General features: G+C 46.4%; 18 protein-coding genes. 2 read left to right on the top strand and 16 right to left on the bottom strand.

The genetic code is table 11. The features are described 5' to 3' along the window. Positions 1-22: 22 nt before the first annotated feature. From fliT to KNO61_RS00380, 5 genes are all read right to left on the bottom strand, one after another. Complete coding sequence (gene fliT, locus KNO61_RS00400; RefSeq protein ID WP_012726960.1) at positions 23-376, bottom strand: flagellar protein FliT; 354 nt, start codon at positions 374-376, stop codon at positions 23-25. Then, positions 373-747, bottom strand: a complete 375-nt coding sequence (fliS, locus tag KNO61_RS00395) for a flagellar export chaperone FliS (protein ID WP_214872468.1) — start codon at positions 745-747, stop codon at positions 373-375. The genes fliT and fliS overlap by 4 nt, the downstream gene beginning before the upstream one ends. Positions 748-761: 14 nt before the next feature. Next, entirely contained in the window at positions 762-2,465 is a 1,704-nt protein-coding gene (fliD, locus tag KNO61_RS00390; RefSeq protein WP_214872467.1) for a flagellar filament capping protein FliD, read from the bottom strand. A gap of 12 nt (positions 2,466-2,477) precedes the next feature. Continuing rightward, positions 2,478-2,834 (bottom strand): flagellar protein FlaG, encoded by a 357-nt coding sequence (locus tag KNO61_RS00385; protein ID WP_031422820.1) that lies wholly within the window; start codon positions 2,832-2,834, stop codon positions 2,478-2,480. An 81-nt stretch (positions 2,835-2,915) separates the two neighbouring features. Further along, positions 2,916-3,113, bottom strand: a complete 198-nt coding sequence (locus KNO61_RS00380; RefSeq protein WP_214872466.1) for a hypothetical protein — start codon at positions 3,111-3,113, stop codon at positions 2,916-2,918. Between the two features lie 141 nt (positions 3,114-3,254). Here KNO61_RS00380 and KNO61_RS00375 point away from each other — a divergent pair, with 141 nt between their 5' ends. Continuing rightward, positions 3,255-4,091, top strand: coding sequence for an endonuclease (locus KNO61_RS00375; RefSeq protein ID WP_214872465.1), 837 nt, complete (start codon positions 3,255-3,257; stop codon positions 4,089-4,091). A gap of 441 nt (positions 4,092-4,532) precedes the next feature. On the opposite strand, the gene KNO61_RS00370 is transcribed toward KNO61_RS00375, so the two are convergent. From KNO61_RS00370 to KNO61_RS00330, 9 genes are all read right to left on the bottom strand, one after another. Continuing rightward, complete coding sequence (locus KNO61_RS00370; RefSeq protein WP_214872463.1) at positions 4,533-5,627, bottom strand: flagellin N-terminal helical domain-containing protein; 1,095 nt, start codon at positions 5,625-5,627, stop codon at positions 4,533-4,535. 165 nt (positions 5,628-5,792) lie between these two features. Then, on the bottom strand, positions 5,793-7,121 hold the full coding sequence (locus tag KNO61_RS00365; protein WP_214872462.1) for a coiled-coil domain-containing protein: 1,329 nt from the start codon (positions 7,119-7,121) through the stop codon (positions 5,793-5,795). Between the two features lie 111 nt (positions 7,122-7,232). Next, positions 7,233-7,457, bottom strand: coding sequence for a hypothetical protein (locus KNO61_RS00360; protein WP_214872461.1), 225 nt, complete (start codon positions 7,455-7,457; stop codon positions 7,233-7,235). 30 nt (positions 7,458-7,487) lie between these two features. After that, positions 7,488-7,718: a hypothetical protein gene (locus KNO61_RS00355; RefSeq protein WP_270810979.1), complete on the bottom strand. Its 231-nt coding sequence runs from the start codon at positions 7,716-7,718 to the stop codon at positions 7,488-7,490. A 264-nt stretch (positions 7,719-7,982) separates the two neighbouring features. Continuing rightward, on the bottom strand, positions 7,983-9,275 hold the full coding sequence (locus KNO61_RS00350) for a methyl-accepting chemotaxis protein (RefSeq protein ID WP_214872460.1): 1,293 nt from the start codon (positions 9,273-9,275) through the stop codon (positions 7,983-7,985). Positions 9,276-9,397: 122 nt separating this feature from the next. Next, positions 9,398-9,721, bottom strand: a complete 324-nt coding sequence (locus KNO61_RS00345) for a hypothetical protein (protein WP_031422817.1) — start codon at positions 9,719-9,721, stop codon at positions 9,398-9,400. Between the two features lie 10 nt (positions 9,722-9,731). Further along, the gene (locus KNO61_RS00340) at positions 9,732-10,559 is read right to left on the bottom strand and encodes a GNAT family N-acetyltransferase (protein ID WP_214872459.1); all 828 of its coding nucleotides are present in this window, start codon (positions 10,557-10,559) and stop codon (positions 9,732-9,734) included. Between the two features lie 60 nt (positions 10,560-10,619). Next, positions 10,620-10,799 carry a hypothetical protein gene (locus KNO61_RS00335; RefSeq protein WP_214758358.1) on the bottom strand — a complete coding sequence of 60 codons (180 nt, stop codon included), beginning with the start codon at positions 10,797-10,799 and terminating at the stop codon, positions 10,620-10,622. A gap of 46 nt (positions 10,800-10,845) precedes the next feature. After that, positions 10,846-11,331 carry a hypothetical protein gene (locus tag KNO61_RS00330; protein ID WP_214872458.1) on the bottom strand — a complete coding sequence of 162 codons (486 nt, stop codon included), beginning with the start codon at positions 11,329-11,331 and terminating at the stop codon, positions 10,846-10,848. 156 nt (positions 11,332-11,487) lie between these two features. Here KNO61_RS00330 and KNO61_RS00325 point away from each other — a divergent pair, with 156 nt between their 5' ends. After that, positions 11,488-11,985: a hypothetical protein gene (locus tag KNO61_RS00325; RefSeq protein WP_031422805.1), complete on the top strand. Its 498-nt coding sequence runs from the start codon at positions 11,488-11,490 to the stop codon at positions 11,983-11,985. A gap of 36 nt (positions 11,986-12,021) precedes the next feature. Here KNO61_RS00325 and KNO61_RS00320 read toward each other — a convergent pair whose 3' ends face one another. After that, positions 12,022-12,957 (bottom strand): DMT family transporter, encoded by a 936-nt coding sequence (locus KNO61_RS00320; protein WP_214872457.1) that lies wholly within the window; start codon positions 12,955-12,957, stop codon positions 12,022-12,024. Between the two features lie 101 nt (positions 12,958-13,058). Beyond that, positions 13,059-13,346: a putative quinol monooxygenase gene (locus KNO61_RS00315; protein ID WP_214872456.1), complete on the bottom strand. Its 288-nt coding sequence runs from the start codon at positions 13,344-13,346 to the stop codon at positions 13,059-13,061. Positions 13,347-13,400: the final 54 nt, after the last annotated feature.

Genomic DNA, 13,400 nt, shown 5'->3' with positions numbered 1-13,400 from the left:
AGGCGCATGCCTTCGAGCTTTATTATGTCTGTTGGTCGAATAAACCGGAGAAGTTAGAATCGACGTCTTCATATGGATCGACGTAGGACTTGACCGTCTTCCGTTCCATCCGGGCCGTCCCGAGCGTCATCCCGAGGCGCTGGTGTTCGGCTTCAATGAGACGAGCAATCTTTTGACTGTCGTCGACGAGTTGCCTGAGGACCGTCTGATCGGCTTTCTCCAGATCAGGACCGTGTGCCGCAAGCAGCTGTTCCCGGTCGTCCAAGAGCTCATGGATTTGTTCCATCCATGTGTCATACGTTGGCTCTTCGGGAACTTTCGCCAACAACTCTTTTAGACGTTGCGTCTTTAAGATGATCTCATCAATCGGTCTCATGACTGCTTCGCGAGTTTCATCGCTTCCTTCCACGTGTCACGGAGTTCAGTCGTGAAGTTGAGTACTTCGTCGAGGATCGTCGTATCGTTCTTGACGTTCGCATCGACGAGGCGGCGCCACATGTAGTCATAGAGTGAATCCAAATTCGCTGAGATGGCGATATCTTTATTAAGTGTGAGACGAAGCTCTTGGAAGATGGCTTGCGTCTTTTGGATATTGATGTTCTTCAAATCAGGGTTGCCTTGGTCGATCGCAAGCTTGGCGAGGCGCATGAACTTGAGCGCCCCGTCATAAAGCATAAGCGTCAGTTCCTGTGGGTTTGCGGTCGTGACCGCGTTGTTTTGATAAGCTGCGTATGGATTGGCTACCATTTAAATTCCTCCTCTTACATGCCTCCGCCTAAAAACTGTTGAAGTGAAGCGGCTTGCGAGTTCGCCTGGTTCATCGCCGTTTCCATCGCAGCGAAGCGACGGTAGTAGGCGTTTTCTTTATCGATGAGTAAATCGTTGAGTCGTCTGATTCGCGAATCAATTTGGGTCATTTCACGTCCCATTGAGTAAGATGGAGCTCCTGCACCATCAACTCCTGCAATTCGCGTGATGGTCTCGCGAGAACCTGCAGCTGCATCACGAATTTGTGGAAGTAATCCAGTATTTTCGTCAGTAAAAAGTTTATACACTTGCTCGGGGTCTTTCTCGATGGCTGCTTTTAACTTCTCTTCATTCAGCTCGATCTTTCCACCATTCGTGAAGTCAGAACCGGTCGAGAGACCGATTTGGAACAAGCGAGACATGTCTAAATCGTTTGTGCTCGATGTTGCGCCTGACCATTTGCTACGGAGCGTATCCATCGTCCCGCGAAGAATCGTATCCCCTCGGAGCATCCCACTCATCGCCTTCTCTTCCCACTTCTTGATCTCATCTTCAGACAACTCATCACGCTGTGCCTGTGTGAGCGGTGCGAACGAACGGAAGCGTTCTTCTCTTGTCTTCTTGTTCATGAGATCAACCGTCTCATTGTATTTATCGACGAATCCTTTGATGTTGTCAAAGATTTTTTTGGTGTCGGTGGCGGCTGAGAGGGTTACCGGTGTTGGGTTTGATGCTTCTTTAAACTCTGATTTCAGCGTAATTGTCATGTTGTCAAAAGTAGTTGTATTGGAAGAACGTGTCACTTCAATACCGTTTACTTTAAATTTTGCGTCCGTCCCAATCGGCGCTGTACTCAAATTCAATGCAATTCGCGTTTCAGCATCAAAATCGATTGTCGCAACTTCCCCTGTTTCTTTTGTAGAAATCGAAATTTTTCCACTGACGGGTTCGAAGAAAGCCGATAATCCCGTGTCTTTTCCATTCAATTGATTGATTAGATCTTGTACAGTCGATTCAGCAGAAAGTTGAATGGTCTTATGTGCACCTGTCGTCGACGATTTAAAACCAATTTCATAACCAGTACCTTGTGTATACTCTGCCACCATCCCTTTAGGAATGACACCATCCACATATGTGGTTGTATTCGTAGCGGTCAGTTTTCCTGTTGTCGCATCATACGCAAAGTCTGCTTTGTTCAACTGATTACCTGCTTGATCTTTTAATACAACACTAGCATCCATAAAATCCAGACCTGAAGCTAGTGTCATTTCAGCTCCAGCCGTATCCTGATAAACTCGTTTCTGACCAACGACTAGTCCGTTTAAATCTGAGATTTTTGTTGCAGCTGTTAACTTCTGATTATTTCGATCGACAGTGTCAATTAAAGTAGATGCTGAAGTTGCTAATCGTTCGACTGAATCGATGCGTATGGCGCTATTTCCACTTGAGGGTCCTGCAACAACCGAGATACGTGATTCATCGGATGAACTTGACGTCTTCGCATAGAAGTTGCGACTGAACATCAAATCAACTGCGCTGTTTCGTAGCGTCAAGAGGGAACGATTGATTTCACGATACGCATCACGCTTCCATTCTGTAGTCTGTTTTGTTTGTTCAAGTTTATCGACAGGTGCACGTTCAGCCAACATCAATTGCTTAATAATCGTATCCGTATCGATTCCACTGGCGAGTCCGCCAAATCGGATTGGTGTCGTCATGAGAATCCTCCTTTATACACGTTCATCGAAGAGTTGATTAAACTCCATGAACGCCGCAAAGAAATCAAGTGATTTCTTGCTTGGGATTTCGCGGATGACTTCGTTGTTCGTATCCACGATTTGAATATAGTAGTCGTTCAATTTTTCATGCTTCATAAATTTTAAGCCTGTACGCTGTTGTTCGAGTATTTGATTCGCCTTCTCGACGGCCGCCTCTAGCTTGGTAACGTGTTGAGGCGTCGGAAGAATGACGATGCCTTCGTCAGCGAGTTTCGCTTGGTTCGCTTCGACGAACACGTTTTTCGTTTGTTCATACGGCAAGACGGAAGAAGGTAGGTGAAGCCGGACTTCTGAAATGGTCGGGTTCATATGGGTCTACTCCTCTTATAATTATTCTCATGGACTTTATCGGTTAAAAAGCATGATTTTTATAGTAGTTTAATCAATTCGTTATCGTTTCTCAGCTTCAAGAAATTTCACATGCGTTTGTAACTCTTCAAATTGCTTTTGTAAATGGTCTCTTCTTTTCGCATCACACTTCATTGCTTCATACGCAATCGATTGCATCGTTCGAAGCAGATCTTCTAATTCTGCTAATCGTTTTTGTTCGAAAAATACAACTTCTAATTCTGTTAATAGTTTCTCCAATCAGAAATCATCCTCTCGTTCTACTTATCGACATGTCAATAAAAAATTGGATTTGAGCCGATAAATTAATGACTCAGGCTATTCAAATAAATCGGGAATAATTTAAGAAAGGGAAAAAAATTGATGAAGGAGAGACACGTCATGGACTGGGAAGGACTATCCGAAGAACAAGTCGCTATTTTGATCGCTAGTATTTTGGGGGATGGGGAAATTACAAAGTGTTATGCGTATGATAGAAGAATTACCAATAGTTACAGGGAACATTTTAGTTTAGGTCAATTGAGTTATCGAGAGTGGAAACAGCGAAAACTTCCAAATTTACTATATTTACGTGGAAATAATTTAGTATCACGATCTATCCCACTCATGACAAGACTTTTTCCTCTCTTTTACCCAAACAACAAAAAGCACATCCCATTCGAATTACTGAAAAATATTTATCACCCAGCATGCATACTGACACTTTATTTAGACGACGGTTCTCTCCTTCTCAGTAAACGATTCAACCATAAGAAGAAGGAAATTCAATTCACACCACATATCGCTTTCTACTTACAAGCCTTTTCGAAAGAACAATTAGAGCAGCTCGCTGAATGGATGAAAGACCACTACAATATCAATGTCCGTACATCAGGTACACCGAGCGGTACTGGTTATTACTTAAAGACGACAAAAGTGACGGATACCTTTGATATTTTAAATTTACTTCAACCTTACCAAGCTGAACTTCCAGACTTTATGTATAAGTTGTCATGGGAAAACCGTTTAGACGCTGAGATGAATCACTACAAACAAACACACCCTGACTATACGATCCGCGTCTCAATCCCTGCAAGACCTTATAGTCATGACGAAGTCACGTCACTGTTTGAATGGAAACAACAAGATGTGACCGACAAAGAAATTGCCCGACGCTTAAATCGAACGTATTGGTCCGTCGTTTATAAGTGGCAAGATGTGAAAAACCGTGAAGCATAAGCTCCACGGTTTTTAGTATAACTTTTAAATAGTCAATTGCTATATTAACGGAGCAATTGAAGTACAGCCTGAGGCTGTTGATTTGCTTGCTGGGACCCATATTTTTCAATATGGCCTAGACTATATCTTCACCCTTTTACAATTTCAATATACTACTAATCATTATTGTAATATAGGGGCTGGGCACTTCCCTCGCCGTTTACGAGGTACGGATCTCATAACCATGGACTATTTAGTCGGTAGGTCGTTCATCCTAGTCGTTGAACCTTCATCACAGTTTCCTGACAGATGCTTGGCTGCTGATTGTCCAATCCCTTCCTTTTTTCAAAACGTTCACGCTCACCGTTTCCAGTCACGTTGTCGTAAGGAGGGCTCTAAGGAGTTCCAGCAATTCACCCAGTTATCTTCTTATCCGTTACCAGATAAGACGCCCGTAAAATCTTACCGAAGAAGTTGAAGAACCGCTTGCGGTGCAGAATTTGCTTGAGCTAACATTGCTTGCGAAGCTTGGTTAAGGATGTTGTTCTTTGTGAAGTTCATCATTTCTTTCGCCATGTCAACGTCACGAACGCGTGATTCAGCCGCTGTTAGGTTTTCAGAAGATGTTTTAAGGTTATTGATAGTGTGCTCGAGACGGTTTTGGTATGCACCTAATTTCGAACGTTCTTTCGAAACTTCAGTAAGTGCACTTTCGATATTAGTTACTGAAGCTTTTGCTGTCGCGTGTGAAGAGACGTCAACTCGGCCAGCAGCAGAAAGTTGTAAGACACCATCCGTCTTCATGTTACGAATGTTAAGGCTTAAGTTTTGATCTTCGTTAGCTCCGATTTGGAAAGTAACTGATCCAGCGTTAACTACAACATCTCCTACAGCATCATCAGCTGTGTAACCTGCATTTGTTTTAATTGAGATGCCGAATTCAGAGAAGTTCAACTCTTGCGCTCCGTTAGTGTTGGCGATTGTTTGAGTTTTACCACCGAAAGTCATAGTCAACTCACCAGCAGTACCCGAAGTAATTGTATAAGTACCTGCTGTTGCTCCATTAGTTGAAGCACTCGCTACACCCGTAACTGCAAGTACAGTAGTTGTTGTGGCATCTTGATCAACAGTTCCACCAAGACCACCGTTTAATAGAGTCTGTTTGTTGAATTCCGTTGTAGTTCCAATTCGATCAATTTCACTCTTTAAAGCAGTGAGTTCTTCTTGGATCGCATCACGGTCTTGAGTAACGTTAGTATCGTTGGCACCTTGTACTGCAAGTTCGCGCATACGTTGAAGGATTGAATGTGTCTCATTCAATGCACCTTCGGCTGTTTGAATCATTGAAATACCATCTTGTGAGTTGCGTGTTGCTTGGTCCAAACCACGAATTTGTCCACGCATTTTTTCAGAGATTGCAAGACCAGCCGCATCATCACCTGCACGGTTGATGCGAAGACCTGAAGATAATTTCTCCATCGCTTTACCAGCATTTGAAGTGTTGAACGTCATATTACGATGTGCGTTCATAGCGTTTAAGTTATTGTTGATAATCATTGTAAATTCCCTCCATAGGTTTAAGTTTTTCTGCTCTTCCAAATCCTTTTGTCCGAGCATACAAGGTTTAGGCCGGCCCCTCACCTTGCATTTATTGGAACGTTTTATCGTTTCCATACTCTATATCGGAGTGTTGTTTCGAATGTTTAATCTTCTTTGCAACTTTTATTGATTTTTTAGCCATTCAATCACTCGCAATTGACTTAAACGATTATTTCCATCTTTTGTCCGGCTAATGCGATATACACGGAATCCCGTTTGTTCTTTTTTTATATATAGCCGTCCCGGCACATGATGCGATGATCCCCATCCATATTCAAGGTACGTTGTCGTTCTTCCTTTGACACTGTTCGGTCGAAATGTCACGTTCCCGGTATGCCATCCAAGTGAAAGTTCATAAAGTGCTGCATCCACACCTGTCTGCTCTTGTTCGGACAATTCCAAATAGTCTTTTTCGAATTCTGGCTCAACGAGTATATTCGGAATACTCCCACTGATACGACGACCGAGCCGTTTTTCCAGACGAGTCTCTTTTTGCATATACTTCTTCTTATCCGAACCCCACTGTTCCATCATTTTGTCATATTTGCGATTGATTTCTTCCTTTTCAAGTTCTGTCGCTGTTCGTTTTTCAAGTTCTTCACTAAACAATGAATAGGCTGCTTCTTGTTCTTTTCGACTCGCTTGTAGTTGCTTTTGAAGCCGTTCGCTCTCTTGGATGGATAGCCGAATCTGTTTTTCTTGAGATGCGACGTCATCAAGCAATTGCTGTTTCTCTCTAACTAAGCTTTCACGTACCAATTCCATTTTTGCGATTTTTTGATCAAGCTCCATTTTTTGATGCTGCACTTTTTGTAGTTCTTCTTCGTAGTGTTTATTCCGTTCATGAATTGCCTGCTCTCGCGCTTCAATATCCTTAATTCTCGTCTCCGCTTCATGAATCTGCGCCTTGAAGAGTTCTTTCGCATTTGCTTGAAGATCATCGTCATAAAGTTGCGATGTCATTTTTTTTATTTGCTCTTCCAGTTGTTGTTTCTCCACAACAAATTGTCGCAATTTTGTTTTTTGTTTTGTTACTTCTTCTTGAAGATGCGCTTCCCTTGTCTTTGACTCGTCCACTTTAAACAACAGTTGCTGAACCGCAAGGTGACTTTTCATAACGACTTCTTCTTTTAATTGAAGTTCATGATGTAACGTTTCAATTCGATTCACTTTTTCACGCAGTGTTTGTTGAAAACGAGCTTGTTGATCTAAGCGTTGTGTATCGTCATGTTGGTATAAGCGAGTAATGAGTTCTTGAATAACGAGATCGTGCTTCCTTAGCTTGTCCTCCACCTCACGGGTTTGCCTCCGAAACGCGATGACTCGCTTTTCTTGAGCCATCCACTCAGCCAACGCTTGACCTAGCATCGAATCCATTCCTCGTATCCATTTTTCTATGTAGAGGGCCGTCCCTTCTGTCCAACGTTTCAACTGTTTTCCTAAATCATCCACATTTCTCATCCTTTCATTCACCATAAAATTAGTATTGCGTTACCTCGTAGTGTGCGACCTAAAATCCCTCTCAGCGTTTACCGAGAGGGAGATAATGAAAAATTATTTATTTTACGTAAGCCGCGGCGTCAGCTCGACAAAAATATCTTTAGCCGCGTTAGCAATCATTTTTGTGGTTGTCGCATCATATGTCCCGCCAATCACTCTTCCTATGAGCGGAACCATTTTCCCCATATTAATGACTCCCTTTTGTCCAAACTTCGTCATCAATCTAAAATCAACAGCTTTATTAATTTTTTTGATCACTTCAAAAGGCAATTTTTTTATCATATTCACTGCTAATTTTTGTCCTACTTGAACACCTGCTTACTTTAAGATATCTGTTGCGGCTTTTCCTGTTAATGAAGCATAAACAAAAGTGCGCACTTGATCATCTTTCACATCGTATCCTCTCATAATGGCAATTGATGCAATCATTCGCATTTGAATGAACAAAACCGAACTAATATTAGCAGGAACTGCAACCGGTAAAGTAATCAATCCACCTGACCCTGTCAAAAACCCACTTGTTCCGCACTTTGCAAGTTGTGTTGTAATTAACTTATCAATTCCTTGCTCCAGTTTGTATACTCTTCAGCTAGTTCGTAAGCAGTATCCATTGTTGGTAATCCAGTTAATGCTTTCTCATAACCCCAATCTAACAACTCGTTCATTTACTAATCGTCAATTGATTTGCCACGGATGAAACTCCCTATATGTAATAAAATCATTATAAAGCATTTTTATACTTTAAATTACTTTTTTTATATTTAATGGAAATAAAAAACACCCTAATATTCTTAGGATGTTCTTTCAACCTTCTTACACTTCCACCTTCATCTGTTCCGTCTCATTCTGCAAACTCTCTGCGACGCGAACGAGCTCTGACATCGCTCCGTTCACTTCACCAAGACTTGCCGCTTGCTGGCTCGCCGCTGACGTCACTTCATTCGCATAGCGCGATGCCTCTTCGACCATGCCAACGATGCCTGCCGAGTTCGTCACAACCGAATCGATCTGACCACGTGACTCATCGAGGAGTGAATCGACCGAATGGACATGACTATACACTTCATTCGCTGAATTGTGAATCGATGCGAACGCACCACCTGCTTTTTCAACTAAACCGACACCTGTCTCCACTTCTGCTTTGACGTTCGCCATTGAAGACGATGTATCCCCAACGAGACGTTTCACGTCTACGATGAGATCCGTGATTTCTTGAGTCGAATTCGCTGTTTGTTCCGCGAGCTTTTTCACTTCTGCCGCTACGACGGCGAATCCACGCCCATGCTCACCGGCACGTGCCGCTTCGATCGATGCGTTCAAGGCAAGCAAGTTCGTCTGTGCCGAGATGTCACTGATGACATCCGTGATCCGTGATATTTCGCCTGTCATTTCTGTCAACTGGCTGTTGAGCGTCGATGACTGTTCGACTTTCCCGGCAATCGCATGCATCGCATTGACGGAAGACGAGGCAAGACCTTTCCCGCTCTCCGCTTCCTGTTGCATCTCACTCGCTGAATCAAGCGCCGATGACATCTCTTGGCGGATGCTCTCCATCGTACGCGCGACCGCTCCGAGCAAGTCCATCGAGTTATACGTCGCACTGACGTTGTCTTCTAACATCTTGTTGAGGGAGTCCATCGCAGAACGAATGTTTTCTCCTGCAACGTTCCCTTCTTGGACCGCTGCTGCGATTTCCTGTGCCGACCCTGTCAATTGGTCCGCCGTGTAACGCATGTTCGTGCCTTGTTCCCGAAGATGTTCGACCATGTTGTCCATCGACAAGAGCAAACGTCCCATCTCTGAACGATCCGTAGTCTTTTCGTCGGCGAAGTGCACCGTCAAGTCCCCGTTCCCGACTTCAACAGCTTTTTCAGAAGCCATCTCGACCGCTTTCAGTGGACGACGGGCAATCAAGTAAATGACGCCCCCGCCGAGTGACGAGATGAGTAATGCCACGACCGTACCGACGAGCATGACCTGACCTTGATCCATCTCGAGTTCCGTCAAGAGTAATAGGGTAATGTAGCCGACCGCTCCGCCCGTGATAAAGGACGTGACCAAAATCCACGCGAGCAGTTGCGTCGTAAAGTTTTTAAATACTTTCACTGTTTGTTCCTCCTCATTGTGTTCATCACTCCTTATATCGTCCAATTTCCAATGAATGTATAGCGTTTTCAGTTGAACGTTTGGTCAATGAAAAAACGTACCCCGTCAAGGAGTACGTTTCGTTAGAATGCTTCGTCGTCTCGTTCGACGTGCGCCACACGTCGTGGTGTCGTCGCCGCATCAATCGCGAGCGTGATGGCAGCCGCCCAGTGCAGCATCATGCCGACAAACGGGATAAAGCCGAGGATTGATGCCGCAATTCCGACCGCCGCGCCGTAAGAGAATCGATTCAGTCGACTGAACGAAAGAATCAACACGATCACGTGGTACACGAACATGAAACCGAGGGGCGAATAGCCCATCCCGATGATGAAGAGACCGCCAAGAAGCGGAATCCCGAGAAAAGCTTCAAACGCCGCGCCGAGCCATTTCAGATTTTTCACCATGTGGTTCACCTCATAATTCGATCATGTAAAACTCATAGCCACCATTCTCCGCAAAACCAGCGCGTTTGTAGATCTCGAGCGCCGCCTTGTTTTCCGTCTCGACATCGAGCTCGACTTTCGTCCGACCCATGCGGAACAGTTGTTGAACCATCTGTTTCAACATCTTTGTGCCGTAGCCTTTGCCTTGCTCGCCTGCTTTGACCCCGAACGCATGGATGCTTGCCGCGTCATCCCCTGTCAGAAGAGCGCGAATCACGCCGATCGGTTTGCCGTCGACTTCCCCGATATACGTCACGCGGTCCGGCGTGTCGATTTGTTGATAGATGTTTTCCGTCACATCGACCGGGTCACCGAACGCCTCGCTGAGCGTCGCGATGATGAGCGGACGGTCGTCTGCTGTCGCCTCACGTAACGATACCTCGTCCGGTTTCAAGAAGAGTTCCGCTTTTTTCAAGACGAGGTTGTATTCTGAGAACTGATAAGCCGCCTGAAGTTGCTCGAGCACTGCTTTCCCGGACGCTGAATTTCGGTCGATGACGAACGTGAATGCTTCGCAACCGTTCAATTTCGCGTCTTGTTTCGCCGTCTCAAGCAGTGCCGTGAAGACACCTTGCTTGCGGTATTCCGGATGGACGAGGGCATTCACCTCATACTCGTTCGGGAGATACGGGAAAAGCATGAGATACCCAACGAGTGTCTCCCCGTCATATACCGCATAATCGTTCTGTCCGACCGACTCATGCCCGACTTTCACGTCGATCTTGTCGTTCGCGTTGACCGCCTGTTCTAACGCCTTGACGTCATCTGCCTGCCTTACTTCTTCTACTGTCCAATTCATTCACATCACCTCATTTGTATTGTAGCACAAAGGAAAAAGCCCGCCGTAGCGAGCAGTCTCTTAGTCATTCCGTTCATTCTGAAAAAGATGCGTCACTTCTCGCATCATCACCGAGATGACGATGACGACAGCCAAGGTGATCAAGCTCTCTTGTTTCGGTAAATCAAATACATACATCGCAACGATAAACAGAAGGGCTACAATCAATCCTTCCGAATAATCCCGTTTCCTCGTTCGCACACGACCACCCATTCTAACAAGACTGCAGAAGCTTCAGCAGTCTAGGTTATAACGTCCGGAACTCTAACTCAGGGAGTGTCTCGATCAATTCGGCGATTTCGTCCGTATGCGCCTCCGCACCCGGCACGGCCTCTGTCGGTTCGACCCAGAAGAACGTCTTGTCGTTCGTCCCAAGGTAGTTGCCGTAGCCGATTTCTGTCGCGAACGCCTCTTCCGTCAACTCACGGTCGATCAAGTCCAAGTGGAACAAGAGCTGGTCGTCCCCATCCTCGACGTTATAGTATAAATCGAACGTGCCGTAGCTCTTCGTGTCCCCGATGTCGACGACGTCCTGCGCCTTCTCGATATAGACGTCACCCCGCTCAATTGCCTCGACGATTTTTGATGGCAAGATGATCTCATAACCGAGCTCACGGTCACGAATCGTCTGCGTCGTATCCTCTGTCCGTCCCCGGGACGAGACGACACCGACCGTCGCCACCAATGCACCTGTCACACCGAGCGCGAGCGCCCACTTCATCGATTTGTTCACAAGAACCACTCCTCACTTGTTGATGTCTTCACTTGATTATCCCACAAGTTGATGACTTTTCATTAAATATTCTGAAAAAATGTTTCCCCTTACATTGACGAGTGTCCGTCAATCCCATACGATGGTAGTAACGTACTATAGAAAAGAGGAACTGACATGTCTAACGAAACTACTTTGACGCGCGCTCAGCTCGACGCGCTCTTGAAAAACGTCTTCGCCCTTCAAATCCCGGTCATCGAGAAATTTATGACGGATTTGTTTAAACAATATGTCTCGACGGCATCTACGTTCAAACAGGACATGGACACGATGAAAGCGACGGACTGGCACAAGCATTTCTTCGGTCAAAAAGTGATGCCGCACCTCTTCATCGAGAACCTCGGCTTCGGCGCATCGTTCCGTCACCAAGGCCAAGAGAAGGTCGTCAGCATCCCTGAGAACATGACGGTCGTCAAGCCGGACTCGGACGCGCAAATCAAAGAAATTTTAGAGAATCTCGACCAAACGCTCGCCTCGATGGACGGCGTCAAAAACAAAGGACTCGTCAAGAAGTTCTATAAAGAAACGCTCGAACTGATCTGCCAACTCGGTAGCCGTACCGGTATGATGGATGATTTCTATGACAAAGTCAAAGGCAGTTTGACAACAAGTTAATGACCATCCCCTCGCTCAAAAGACCGAGGGGATTTTTTATGTCTCTTGTCGGACCACGGTTGGAAGCTCCATAAACTGACTCCGACTGTGGAAGACGACCCCGACCATGACGAGCGCGATCCCGGACAAAGCGATCGGCGACGGCATGACGGCATGCAGGAAGACGAGTTCCCCGATGAGTGCGAACAGGACTTCGAGCGCTTGCGTCGCTTCGACGGACGCCAGTCTTCCCATGTCATGTTTGACGAGATCGGTCGCCATGAAAAATAGCACGGTCGCGACAACCCCGGATAACAGGGCGACGAGGAACGTCTGCCCGAGCTGAATCGATGAGGGATGCCCCGTCGTCAACCCGTAACCGAACAACAGGAGCCAGACCGGGAGTGACCCGAGACACATTCCGAGGATTCGCTCGAACACGTCGAGGTCCGTGTGCTGCATCATCTTCCGGTTTCCGAGCGGGTAGGCAAATGCGGCGATGATGACCGGCACGACCCCAAGCCAAATGAACCGAGGTTCGAACGACTCGAAAAACTCCACTTGCATCATTACGACCCCAATGAGAATCAAGACCGAGAAGCGAAGTCCGCGCCATGGGATTCGCTCCCGTGTTCCGTCTGCCTTCTTGAAGAGTGGGGACAACAGTGCCCCGGCGACAATCGTCACTTGCCACGTGCCCGCGATCAGCCACGGGGGTGCGACCTCGGCCGCGAGACAAATCGGAACGTAAAACAATCCGAACCCGACCGTCCCCCAAAGAATCCATGGGCGAGGATTCTCTCTCAATGCTGAGAGGACTCGCTTGAGTCCACCACGAAACGCGACTACAACTAGCAGTAACGGAATCATCCACAAAAAGCGGAGCGCGGCACTATAGGCAAAGCTGCCACCTCTGACTTGCATCACTTCGTTCAACACGAACGTGCTCGCGAAAAACAAGGCGGCGAAGGCACCGAGTATGAGTGGACGCATACGTTCCCTCCTTTCCGAATCCTGTCATGTTCTTGACACCTCGCCATTTCTCCTGCAAAAAACGGACAGCGCTTCGCCATCCGCTTCATCCCCCCCCTCAGTCATCTCCGGAGTTCGAGCGCGGCGATCCGCTCCATCCGCTCGAGGATTGGCTTCGCCTGATCGATATATGCCTTCACTTCAGCAAGCGACAACGACGCCGCATGCGCCTCTTCATTTCGCCATACTTCATAGACGAACACGGTATTCGCTTCGTCGAGCGACACGTGGACCCGATACGATTCACAGTCCGATGTCGCCTCCATCTCCCGCGCCGCTTCCGATAAAATCGCCACCAGTCTGTCGCGTTGCCCCGCTTTCGTGACAAGCTTTCCAATCAGTGCGTACATTCCCAATCCTCCCCTTTCTCTAGCATCGACTTCTTCCACTTTCCCTATGTGATT

It is taken from the genome of Exiguobacterium sp. s140 (assembly GCF_018617035.1).
GTDB lineage: Bacteria > Bacillota > Bacilli > Exiguobacteriales > Exiguobacteriaceae > Exiguobacterium > Exiguobacterium profundum.
This window is presented reverse-complemented; position numbering and strand designations above follow the sequence as displayed.

Excerpts from the sequence above, each read along its gene's own strand:
- KNO61_RS00340 (WP_214872459.1), bottom strand. The coding sequence starts at position 10,559 with ATGAATTGGACAGTAGAAGAAGTAAGGCAGGCAGATGACGTCAAGGCG.
- KNO61_RS00345 (WP_031422817.1), bottom strand. The coding sequence starts at position 9,721 with ATGGTGAAAAATCTGAAATGGCTCGGCGCGGCGTTTGAAGCTTTTCTC.
- fliS (WP_214872468.1), bottom strand. The coding sequence starts at position 747 with ATGGTAGCCAATCCATACGCAGCTTATCAAAACAACGCGGTCACGACC.
- KNO61_RS00325 (WP_031422805.1), top strand. The coding sequence starts at position 11,488 with ATGTCTAACGAAACTACTTTGACGCGCGCTCAGCTCGACGCGCTCTTG.
- KNO61_RS00375 (WP_214872465.1), top strand. The coding sequence starts at position 3,255 with ATGGACTGGGAAGGACTATCCGAAGAACAAGTCGCTATTTTGATCGCT.
- fliD (WP_214872467.1), bottom strand. The coding sequence starts at position 2,465 with ATGACGACACCAATCCGATTTGGCGGACTCGCCAGTGGAATCGATACG.
- KNO61_RS00385 (WP_031422820.1), bottom strand. The coding sequence starts at position 2,834 with ATGAACCCGACCATTTCAGAAGTCCGGCTTCACCTACCTTCTTCCGTC.
- KNO61_RS00370 (WP_214872463.1), bottom strand. The coding sequence starts at position 5,627 with ATGATTATCAACAATAACTTAAACGCTATGAACGCACATCGTAATATG.
- fliT (WP_012726960.1), bottom strand. The coding sequence starts at position 376 with ATGAGACCGATTGATGAGATCATCTTAAAGACGCAACGTCTAAAAGAG.
- KNO61_RS00315 (WP_214872456.1), bottom strand. The coding sequence starts at position 13,346 with ATGTACGCACTGATTGGAAAGCTTGTCACGAAAGCGGGGCAACGCGAC.
- KNO61_RS00320 (WP_214872457.1), bottom strand. The coding sequence starts at position 12,957 with ATGCGTCCACTCATACTCGGTGCCTTCGCCGCCTTGTTTTTCGCGAGC.